The organism is Burkholderia sp. LMG 13014, assembly GCF_905232215.1.
Lineage (GTDB): Bacteria > Pseudomonadota > Gammaproteobacteria > Burkholderiales > Burkholderiaceae > Burkholderia.
This window is the reverse complement of record NZ_CAJNKE010000198.1, coordinates 1-9830: the sequence shown is the minus strand read 5'-3', so window position 1 is coordinate 9830 and position 9830 is coordinate 1. Positions and strand designations below refer to the sequence as shown.

General features: G+C 66.0%; 10 protein-coding genes and 1 pseudogene. 6 read left to right on the top strand and 5 right to left on the bottom strand.

The window, feature by feature from the left end:
• The first annotated feature begins 298 nt into the window (after window positions 1-298).
• On the top strand, window positions 299-763 hold the full coding sequence (locus JYJ84_RS19605) for a hypothetical protein (protein WP_175219501.1): 465 nt from the start codon (window positions 299-301) through the stop codon (window positions 761-763).
• A gap of 114 nt (window positions 764-877) precedes the next feature.
• Here JYJ84_RS19605 and pal read toward each other — a convergent pair whose 3' ends face one another.
• Both pal and JYJ84_RS19595 read right to left on the bottom strand, forming a co-directional pair.
• Window positions 878-1369, bottom strand: coding sequence for a peptidoglycan-associated lipoprotein Pal (gene pal, locus JYJ84_RS19600; protein ID WP_085037565.1), 492 nt, complete (start codon window positions 1367-1369; stop codon window positions 878-880).
• 405 nt (window positions 1370-1774) lie between these two features.
• A complete protein-coding gene (locus JYJ84_RS19595) occupies window positions 1775-2986 on the bottom strand; it encodes a porin (RefSeq protein WP_374102114.1) in 1212 nt (403 codons plus the stop codon).
• A gap of 276 nt (window positions 2987-3262) precedes the next feature.
• Between JYJ84_RS19595 and JYJ84_RS19590 the strand changes: the two are divergent.
• A pseudogene (locus JYJ84_RS19590) lies at window positions 3263-3616 on the top strand (ABC transporter ATP-binding protein); the annotation flags it as partial.
• A 35-nt stretch (window positions 3617-3651) separates the two neighbouring features.
• On the opposite strand, the gene JYJ84_RS19585 reads toward JYJ84_RS19590, so the two are convergent.
• The 3 genes from JYJ84_RS19585 to JYJ84_RS19575 form a co-directional block, all read right to left on the bottom strand.
• Window positions 3652-4230, bottom strand: a complete 579-nt coding sequence (locus JYJ84_RS19585) for a hypothetical protein (protein WP_175219499.1) — start codon at window positions 4228-4230, stop codon at window positions 3652-3654.
• 42 nt (window positions 4231-4272) lie between these two features.
• Complete coding sequence (locus tag JYJ84_RS19580; protein ID WP_175219497.1) at window positions 4273-4728, bottom strand: VOC family protein; 456 nt, start codon at window positions 4726-4728, stop codon at window positions 4273-4275.
• A 291-nt stretch (window positions 4729-5019) separates the two neighbouring features.
• Window positions 5020-6015, bottom strand: a complete 996-nt coding sequence (locus JYJ84_RS19575) for a GlxA family transcriptional regulator (RefSeq protein WP_175219495.1) — start codon at window positions 6013-6015, stop codon at window positions 5020-5022.
• A 336-nt stretch (window positions 6016-6351) separates the two neighbouring features.
• On the opposite strand from JYJ84_RS19575, the gene JYJ84_RS19570 reads away from it, so the two are divergent.
• The 4 genes from JYJ84_RS19570 to JYJ84_RS19555 form a co-directional block, all read left to right on the top strand.
• Entirely contained in the window at window positions 6352-7326 is a 975-nt protein-coding gene (locus tag JYJ84_RS19570) for a nitronate monooxygenase family protein (protein ID WP_175219493.1), read from the top strand.
• Between the two features lie 238 nt (window positions 7327-7564).
• Complete coding sequence (locus tag JYJ84_RS19565) at window positions 7565-8671, top strand: AAA family ATPase (RefSeq protein WP_175219491.1); 1107 nt, start codon at window positions 7565-7567, stop codon at window positions 8669-8671.
• A gap of 8 nt (window positions 8672-8679) precedes the next feature.
• Window positions 8680-8820 carry a hypothetical protein gene (locus tag JYJ84_RS19560; protein ID WP_175219489.1) on the top strand — a complete coding sequence of 47 codons (141 nt, stop codon included), beginning with the start codon at window positions 8680-8682 and terminating at the stop codon, window positions 8818-8820.
• Window positions 8821-8830: 10 nt separating this feature from the next.
• On the top strand, window positions 8831-9830 hold a 1000-nt coding region (locus tag JYJ84_RS19555; protein ID WP_240201879.1), incomplete at its 3' end, for a DUF5682 family protein.

Sequence of the window (9830 nt, the reverse complement as noted above, 5' to 3'; positions counted from 1 at the left end):
CGGAGCGCCGCCACCAGACGACGTACATCCGGCCGACAGCACGAGCATCAGCGCCGCGATCAGCGCCGCGGCCAACGTTGCCGATTTCATTTCCACCTCCTTGCCACGCGCAGGCCGCGGGAAAGGCCGGTTCGCGTGAACCGCGCGTCTGCGCGCAGAAGAAACGTTTCGGGCGGGCCGTTTATTCCATGTGTATTGCGGATCGTCGAATGCGACGGGGCCGGATCGGAGCCACCGCACCGCGCCTTGATACACTCCGGTACGCCGCCATTCCGATTCCGACTACAAAAACATGAACATGAGAGCCACCGTTGAATGTCCGACGTCGCGTCCGTCCCATTCCGTTGCGCTCGGCTGCGTGTCGTTTGCGATCGGCTGCCCGCTGGTCACATCGCTGGCCTGGCCGGCCGTAACGCTGATCATGTGGTCGTTGTTCGACGGCCCGTCGTGGGAGCGACTGAATGTCGCCGCCGGCATGGTGCCGATCATCTTCTTCGGGTCGTTCCTGCTTGGCTTTTTCCTGCCGGCGGCCGTGGCAGGCGGCATCATGGGCGCGATCGGCACGCGAATCCGGCGGCGCTGGTTCGTGCTGACGGGGACGGTCGTCGGTGCTGGCGCGGCGCTCGGCTTCGTCGGAATCGTGAATGGCCTGGCGAAGACCGACAAGTTCGGCACCTTGACAGCGGCCGCCACGGTCAATGCGATCGTGGCGTCGGCCGTGATGTCGCACTGGCTGCATCGCCGGCTCGAACGTCGGCGTTGAACGAGGAACGGCGCGGCATCGTCGGTGGCGTGCATGCACCGCGCGGCCGCTTCCGCGGCCTGCGGGCTGCCATACTGTTCCTGAATCGATTACCGCCGTCACGGCGGCCCGCGATCAACGATAGACGAGATCGGCGCGGCGGTTCTGTGCCCAGGAATCCTCGTCGTGGCCGAGCGCAACCGGCTTTTCCTTGCCGAGGCTGACGGCCTCGAGTTGCGTGGCCGGCACGCCGAGCGTTTCGAGCCCGCTCATCACGGCCTGCGACCGGCGTTGGCCGAGCGCGAGGTTGTATTCGGACGTGCCGCGTTCGTCGGTGTTGCCCTGGATCAGCACGTGCCGTGCCGGATGGCTGCGCAGATAGTCGGCATGCGCCTGCAGCAGCGACTGGTATTCGGGCTTGACGGAGTATTGGTCGAAATCGAAGTAGATGCTGCGCTTCGCGAGCGGGCTGTTCGGATTATTGAGCTCGTCGGCCGTCACCGTTGCGACGGCTTCGCTCGAGGGCGTCGGCGCCATGCCGGCATTCTCGGGCGTCTTCGCCGCGTGGTGGCAACCGGCCAGCAGTACGACGGTTGCCAACACCGCAAATCGGTTCGTTTTGCTCATCGTTCGTCTCCTGCGGTTGACTGCGTTGAACGCGTGGGGCGTGCGATCGGCACGTCCGTATCCGGCCTCGACAGCGCGAAAGGTCCGGCCCCCACGACGTGAATCATGTTCGTAAGCCGGTGGTGCGCCATATGAAAGAGTGTCGCGACCGGAACGCCAAATCACGGCGTCGCTGCAAACAGATTAGGAAAAATGTCACAGCGTGACCAGTTTCTCCGCATTTTTTTGCGCCGATGCGACAGGCCGGGCGGCATTCTTGCTGTCGCGCCGGGCGATGCCACAGCGAAAAGGCCGCGCACGGGCGCGGCCTTTTCGGCTCGGGGCATGACGACCAGGCGGTGCTGGAGCCGATGCCTTATGCGGTCGGCGCAGCAGCGTTGCGCTGTGTCGCTTCGCGCCGCGTCGTCAGAACTTGTGCCGCAGCCCCAGTGCGACGACGACCTGGTTGCTGTTCGCCGACGGCGTCAGCGTCCAGACGGTCGCATTGAACGCGGGATGGCCATTGCCGCCGCTCACGCTCTGGTAGACGCCTTCGAGATACGCGTCCGTGCGCTTCGACAGCGCATAGTCGGCTTGCGCGACGACCTGGTTCCATTTCGGGCGCGTCTGCCCGGTGCGCGTGTCGAAGCGGCCCATCGTGTATGTGTACGCGGCCGAGAGGCTCAACGCACGCGTGACGAAGAAGTGCCCGTCGACCGTGAAGTTGTCGAACACCAGCGATTCACCCTTCAGCGGTGCGATGCTGCCGCCCTGGAGGACGCCCGTCACGCCGTCGGTGGTCGAGTGCGACCACGCGGCGCCGACCGAATGCGGCCCGAATGCATAGCGACCGGCCGCGGCCCAGATCTGCTGGTTGCCGCCCGTGATCGTCGCGGAACCGTCGACCGTGCTGAGCGCACCGTTCGGGTTCGGCGCATTGCGGTCGCGGCTGATCTTCAGGTAGCCGGCGCCGAGCTTCAGCGGCCCGTTCGCATACGACACGCCCGCGCTCCACGCCGCGTTGTTGGAGAACTGGCCGGCCGTGTTCGAGAACCCGTACATTGCGCCGAACGTCAGCCCCCGGTACGTCGGGCTCGTGTACTTCACCGCTTGATTGATCCGAAGGTTGCGGTTCGAATCGTCGTTGTCGTACGGATGAACCGCAAGGTTGCCGCCCCAGCCGGGGCCGGACGCGCCGAGCGGCGTCACGAAATCGAGGATCAGGTCGTACTGGCGGCCGAACGTGAGCGTGCCGGCCGTCTTCGAACTCAGGCCGATCCATGCCTGGCGGCCGAACATGTCGACGCCTTTCTGCGACAGCGCGCCGGTGGTGCCCGAGAAGCCGTTCTCGAGCGTGAAGACCGCGGCCATCCCGCCGCCGAGATCCTCGCGGCCGCGCAGCCCCCAGCGCGACGCGTTCAGCGCACCGCTCGTCATCGCGACGGTGCCGCTGCCGGGCGAGCCGGCGCCGTGCGTGCGCTGGTTCGTCGCGTAGGTGATCGACGTATCGATCAGGCCGTACAGCGTCACGCTGCTCTGTGCGTGTACACCGCCCGACGCGAGAGCGGTCAGACACGTGGCAATGGCGGTCCCCGCGAGTCGAGTGCTGGCGTGCTTGTTCATCTTGTAGGAATGCATAGGAGTTTTTATCGTTTTCCCGGCCCCGTGGCCGGCGGATCGAGCGGGCATTATTGGAGATCGTGCGGCGGTCGATTAAGGCGTTGCACAGGAAAGGTCCTCTGCGAAATCGTGTGGAATCGCGGCGAGGCGGAGGTTGCCGGAGGGGCAGGCGGCGGGCGCGGCGGACGGTTGTCGATGTACTCGGGCGCACGGTGCGATCCCGAGGCCATGCCCGATACGATCCGGTATTTCGATGCGACGACGCGCGTGCCGGCGCTGTGACATGACGTCGGGAACGATCAATACGGCGCGCTCGACGCGCAGACGCGGGCGAAGATGCAGACGCATCTGCTCGACATCTGGCGCAATATCGACGTGACGATCCTGTTCATCACGCACGATCTCGACGAGGCGATCTTTCTGGCGGACCGGATTCTCGTGCTGAAGGCGAATCCCGGGGCGGTGCAGGAACTGATCGAGGTGCCCGTGCCACGGCCACGCGACTATTCACAGGTCAATACGCCCGAGTTCATCGCGACGAAGGCGCGGCTCGAGGCGCTGATCCATCCGAAGGAGGCGGTGGCAATGGACGACGGCGTGAGGCCGCACATGATCCGCATGACGGATGTGTCGGACAACGTCGAGTAAGCCGTGAAGAACACGGCCGGCCGGTCGCCGCGCGTCTAGTCGCGGGCGATCGCCAGCGCCGTCGCGACATCGCCACGGCGATACGCGGCTCGGACTGCCGCTGCCGTGGCCGCGAAGATTTCCGGCGGCGATGACATTCGCAGGCGCACGGCGACACGCGGCAGCGAGGCGAGCTGATTCCGGAGGTCGACGATCAGCCGGCCGCAGCGAAAATCGGCGGACGAGGCTTCCGGACGGACGGCGGCATCCGCAAGCCCGGCCGTCCACTCGACACCGCGATGACGCCTGACTTCGTCGAGGTGCGGCAGATGGCGCGCTTCACCCGACAACGCGATCAACAGCGCGGCCCACTGCGCGCCGCGCCATCCATGGTCCTCGGCGCGCGTGAGGTCGGCCAGCAGTGCGTCGTCCAGCACGGACAGGCTTTGCTGGCACAGGTAGTGGAAGTCGAGCGGCTGGTAGCGGACCTGCGGGTAGTCGCGCAGTACATGCCCGAGTTCGGCCCCGGTCTCGACGGCGGCGGCCAGGAATTGTTCGGCCGGAGCAGGACGATTCAGCCACAGCGTCGGTACGCTCCGGTAGAGCCGGTAGATGTCGTCGGGGTGATAGTGCATCGCGAATGTCGGAGTGATCGACCGGCGCGCGCGGTGCGCCGTTCAGGTTTTCTGCTGGTCGCCGGACAGCAGCGCCGTATAACGCCGCTGCATTTCATCAGGCTCGACCGCTTCGATCGTATGCCCGATCAGCCATTCGTATCCGAACGGGTCGCGAATCTTGCCGGAACGCTCGCCGTAGAACTGGTCCTGGATCGCGCGTGTCAGCTGTGCGCCGGCCGCGACCGCGGCGGCGATCGTCGCGTCGGCGTCGTCGACATGCAGGTGAAGCGACATCGGCGCCTTGCCATCCGGTTCGAGGGCAAGGATATCGTATTCGGGGAACTCGTCCGAGATCATCAGCGTGCACGGCCCGAGCTGCAATTCCGCGTGGCCGATGCGTCCCGACGGCTCGACGAGACGGAATTTCTCCTGCGCGCCGAACGCCTTCGCATAGAACGCGATGGCGTCGTCCGCGCGCCTGGCGCGCAAATAGGGAAAGACTTCGTGAATCGCCATGATGCCCTCCGGTTGATGGGGTGGGTGTCGCTCGATCCTGTCGGGCCTCGCGGGCCCGGTCTTGAACAGAATTTACCGCCTCGCCTGACTCGGAAACTGCGGGTACGATGCCCGGCCCGAGTCGATGAATGGAAGCAGGGGCGGCGGCCGAGGAGCGTGTCTTTTACCGTGTCGTGAACGGGTAACACGCTGATTCTACGTACGAATTCCGCGACCGGGGGAAGGGCGGCAAGGGCGACGACGGGACGCGGATGCGTGACCGGCAGGCGGCCGTCCGCAATCGACCGGTCATTATTGCGATTCCGCCGTGGGCCGAAAGCGATCACGATACGCCCCCGGGCTGAGGCCGACCTTCTCCTTGAACAGCCGGCAGAAAGAGCTCGTATCGCTGTATCCCACCTGGGCCGTGATCCGCTCGAGGCTGAGATCGCCGGCCTCCAGCAAACCGCGCGCGGCTTCGATGCGCAGGCTCTGCAAATACCGCAAGGGCGACTGATTCAGCGCGGCCTGGAATCGGCGGATGATCGTGCGCTCGCTCACGCCGAGGTCATGCGCCATCTCCGACATCTTCACGTCCTTCGTCATGTGTTTCTGCAGCCAATGCTGCGCGCGATGAACCAGCGAATCGGCATGCGTCTTGTCCGTCAGCAACGGGAGGTACGGCGATTGCTTGGTCTGGCTCACGTCGATCAGCATCGTTTTGGCGCACTGCGCGGCGATGACGGCCCCGGCGAAACGCTCGATGACATGGATGGTCTGGAGCAGATAGGACGCTGACGCGCCCGCACAGATCAGTCGGTCCGCTTCGGTGACGACAGGCTCCAGTTGAAGGTCGACCCGGGGAAACCGGCTGCGAAACTGGTCTGCGAGCCACCACGTGGTCGTCGCGGGCCGTCCGTCCAGGAGGCCGGTGTTGGCCAGGACGAAAGTGCCGGTGCAGTTTGCCGCGAGGTAGGCCCCCGCGTTCCATTGCGAAACCAGCCAGTCGCATGCGGCAGACTGTCGTGCCAGCAACTGGTCGAAGGCTTTGCCGCTCGCATAGTGCGCGCTGGGAATGAAAACCAGGTCGAACTGCTCGCGCGGCCGGATCGGCTCCGTGTTCAGCTGTAGCCCGTTGCTCGCCATGACGGGTTCGCCGGTCGGAGAGACAAACCGCCATTCGAACTGCGCATTGCCGTCGCCCCTTTGTCGCCGCAAATGCGAGTTCGCAATCTGGAGGATGTCGGCGAACCCGCCCAGGCTGGAGGCGTAGCAATCGTCATACGCAAGGATGGCGGCGCGGGGCATGGTGTGTCGGATATCGCACTTAATGTGTCAATTTAGCCAATGTACGGGAATTCGAACTGCGAGGAAACTGTCCATGTCCACCTTGCGCCAATGCTGGGCGGCGGCTGGATCGTCAACGTGGTCGGCAGCGCAGGGGAGCCGGCGTCGCGTGATGCTCGGGCCGCACGAAGGCAAATGTGGCCGGCTCACGGGTTTCTCCGGCGCCCCCGTTGTCCGGCAGCATGGATTTCCTTTGGCTTCGCATCGGCGATTCAACCGCGCAGTGACGCATCACGTAGTCGCAACGCGTTCGCGGCATGCGAAGGCGCTTTCGTCCCAACCTGAACCGAAAACATCATGAAAACCAGGATCACCGAACTCTTCGGCATCGACTATCCGATCATCCAGGGCGGCATGCACCACGTCGGGTACGCGGAGCTGGCGGCGGCCGTCTCCAACGCAGGCGGCCTCGGCATCATTACCGGCCTGACCCAGCGATCGCCGGCGGATCTGGCTGCCGAAATCCGGCGTTGCCGCGAGATGACCGACAAGCCGTTCGGCGTGAACCTCACCTTCCTGCCGACCGTCACGTCCCCCGACTATCCCGGCTATATCCGGGCGATCGTCGAAGGCGGGGTCAAGATCGTCGAAACGGCCGGCAACAACCCGCAGCCCTACCTGGCCGCGCTCAAGGAGGCGCATGTCAAGGTGATCCACAAGTGCACGTCGGTTCGTCATGCGCTGAAGGCCGAGTCGATTGGCTGCGACGCGGTCAGCGTCGACGGATTCGAATGCGGCGGCCACCCGGGCGAGGACGACATTCCGAATTTCATCCTGCTGCCGCGCGCGGCCGACGAGCTCAAGATCCCGTTCGTGGCCTCCGGCGGCATGGCGGATGGCCGGTCGCTGGTTGCGGCACTTTCGCTGGGCGCGGACGGCATCAACATGGGCACGCGCTTCATTGCCACCCGCGAGGCGCCAGTGCACGAGAACGTGAAACAGGCGCTGGTCGCGGCCAGCGAACTGGACACGCGTCTGGTCATGCGCCCGTTGCGCAATACCGAGCGCGTGCTGCGCAACGCCGCGGTCGATCGCATCCTCGAAAAGGAAAGCAGGCTCGGCGCCAGCATCCGGTTCGACGATATCGTCGAAGAGGTCGCCGGCGTGTACCCGCGCATCATGAAAGAAGGCGCGCTCGACGCGGGCGCCTGGTCGTGCGGCCTGGTCGTCGGGTTGATCCGCGATATTCCGACCGTGAAGGAGCTCGTCGATCGCATCGTGAGCGAGGCGACGGAAATCATCCGCAGTCGGCTGGCAGGTATCGCGGGTTGATATCGATGTGAGACACGAGATGCCGCTGGCCTTCGGTGACGAACGAGCGGTGTCGAACGCGCGACGAGCAGCCCTTTACGGTGTTCGTCGCACCCGCTCCATCGCGAACCCGTGCCCGCGGTCGAATCGCGCGATCGCCAAAATGCATGTTGACGGACCTTGTCGCCGCGCAGCGATATAATTCGCGCTCCGAGGGCATTCGAGCCCGACCGCGAATACAAGACAAGAAGAAGCAGACATGGCTCCGTCTCAACCGCATGCATTGCAGCGTCCGCCCGCTGAAGTCCTGTATGCCGATCAGCTCGCCGAGCTGAAGGCGCAGGATGGCGCACAACCCCGTCCGCCGGGCTGGCAACTGAGCCTGACGGCCGCACGTGCATTCATTGCCGGCGATCGCTCGCTCGGCATCGCGCCGAAGATCGTCGCGCCGATTGCGAGCATCGAGCGCATGCTCGTCACGCTCGCCACCGGCCGCGGGCTGATGCTGGTCGGCGAACCGGGCACCGCGAAATCGATGCTGTCCGAGCTGCTGGCGGCCGCGATCAGCGGCACGTCGACGCTGACGATCCAGGGCGGCGCATCGATCACCGAAGACCAGATCAAGTACGGCTGGAACTACGCGTTGCTGATCAACGAAGGGCCGAGCCCGCGCGCGCTCGTGCCGGCACCGCTGTACCAGGGCATGCACGACGGCAAGATCGTGCGTTTCGAGGAAATCACGCGCGCGCCGCTGGAGGTGCAGGACTGCCTGCTCGGCATGCTGTCGGATCGCGTGATGGCGGTGCCCGAACTGCATGGCGAACACGGGATGCTGTATGCGCGCGAGGGCTTCAACATCATCGCGACCGCGAACACGCGCGACCGTGGCGTGAACGAGATGAGCGCGGCGCTCAAGCGGCGCTTCGATTTCGAAACCGTGTTTCCGATTCTCGACTTCGACAGCGAACTCGCGCTCGTGCGCGAAGCCAGCGCGCGCCTGCTGGCCGGCAGCGGCATTCCGGCGGCCGTGCCGCAGCCGGTGCTGGAACTGCTGGTCACCACGTTCCGCGATCTGCGCGGCGGGACCGGCGACGCAACGGGCAGCGACGGCGCGATGGATCGGTTGACGGCGGTGATGTCGACAGCCGAAGCGGTGAACGTCGCGCATGCGGTCGGTGTGCGCGCCTGGTTCCTCGAGCAACGCGAAGGATCGCCGCAGGATCTCGTCGACTGCATCGCGGGCACCGTCGTCAAGGACAACGCCGACGATCGCGCGAAGCTGCGCCGCTACTTCGAACAGAAGGCCGCGCGGCGCGAAGGGGCGCACTGGCGCGCGTACTACGCGTCACGCCACCGTCTGCCGTGACGCGCGACATGAATGTGACCGATCGCGGCGGCATGCCGGGGCGGGGACGGATTGCGCCCGACGCATTCGATGCACACGGCGTCGGCGTGCATGGCGACAAGGGCAGGTCGGGCGCCATCACCGGTGCCGCATGCATTGACGTCGACTGACGGGCGCCGCATGCAGACCGAGACGTCCAGCAAACCGCACATCGTCGGCATCCGGCATCACAGCCCCGCCTGCGCGCGGCTGGTGGCCGAGCGCATCCGGGCGCGGCGGCCGCGCTACGTGCTGATCGAAGGGCCGGCCGACTTCAACGGCCGGCTCGACGAACTGTACCTTCCGCACCGCCTGCCGATCGCGATCTACAGCTATCTGTCCGGCGATGCCGTGCATTACGGCTCGTGGACCCCGTTCGCCGAGCATTCGCCGGAATGGCAGGCCTTGCAGGCAGGGCGCGAAGTCGGCGCGACGGTTCGCTTCATCGACCTGCCCGCGTGGCACGCGGCGTTCTCGCAGCTGGAGAACCGCTATGCCGATGTCGCGGACGCCGAACACGAGGCACGCGCCGACGCCTACGAGCGCGCGCTGGCGGACACGCTTGCCGTGCAGGGCCGCGATGCACTCTGGGACCACCTGTTCGAGAACGTCGGCGAGACGCCGGACGCGCTGGACGAGCTCGCGCAGCGCCTGTCGACCTACTTCTCGCATCTGCGCGACGACGATCCGGGCTCGCTCGGCAACCAGGCACGCGAACGGATGATGGCGCGCTGGATCGCGTGGGCCGTCGCCGAAGCCGGCGGGCGCGCGGACGATGTGCTGGTGGTCTGCGGCGGCTATCACGCGCCGGCGCTGGCGCGACTCTGGCACACGCTGCCGGTCGCGTTGCCCGATACGCCCGAACCCGGCGCGCTCGATGGCGGCGCCTGCACCGTGCTCGATGGGCAGGCGGATGGCGCCTGCGTGCCCGGGACGGATGCGAATACCGCCGACGGGGCCGCGCGCAGCGTCCGCTACGGTTCCTATCTCGTGCCTTACACGTTCAAACGGCTCGACGCATTTGCGGGCTACGCGTCGGGCATGCCTTCGCCGGCCTATTACCAGTGGGTCTGGGCGCACGGCGCGGAAGAGGCCGCGCGGCGCGTGCTCGAGAACGTGATGCAGCGGCTGCGCGCGCGCA

Bases quoted from the DNA above. Each gene is read 5' to 3' on its own strand.
- JYJ84_RS19580 (WP_175219497.1), bottom strand. From the start codon at position 4,728: ATGGCGATTCACGAAGTCTTTCCCTATTTGCGCGCCAGGCGCGCGGAC.
- JYJ84_RS19565 (WP_175219491.1), top strand. From the start codon at position 7,565: ATGGCTCCGTCTCAACCGCATGCATTGCAGCGTCCGCCCGCTGAAGTC.
- JYJ84_RS19595 (WP_374102114.1), bottom strand. From the start codon at position 2,986: ATGCATTCCTACAAGATGAACAAGCACGCCAGCACTCGACTCGCGGGG.
- pal (WP_085037565.1), bottom strand. From the start codon at position 1,369: ATGAGCAAAACGAACCGATTTGCGGTGTTGGCAACCGTCGTACTGCTG.
- JYJ84_RS19605 (WP_175219501.1), top strand. From the start codon at position 299: ATGAGAGCCACCGTTGAATGTCCGACGTCGCGTCCGTCCCATTCCGTT.
- JYJ84_RS19575 (WP_175219495.1), bottom strand. From the start codon at position 6,015: ATGCCCCGCGCCGCCATCCTTGCGTATGACGATTGCTACGCCTCCAGC.
- JYJ84_RS19570 (WP_175219493.1), top strand. From the start codon at position 6,352: ATGAAAACCAGGATCACCGAACTCTTCGGCATCGACTATCCGATCATC.
- JYJ84_RS19560 (WP_175219489.1), top strand. From the start codon at position 8,680: ATGAATGTGACCGATCGCGGCGGCATGCCGGGGCGGGGACGGATTGCG.
- JYJ84_RS19585 (WP_175219499.1), bottom strand. From the start codon at position 4,230: ATGCACTATCACCCCGACGACATCTACCGGCTCTACCGGAGCGTACCG.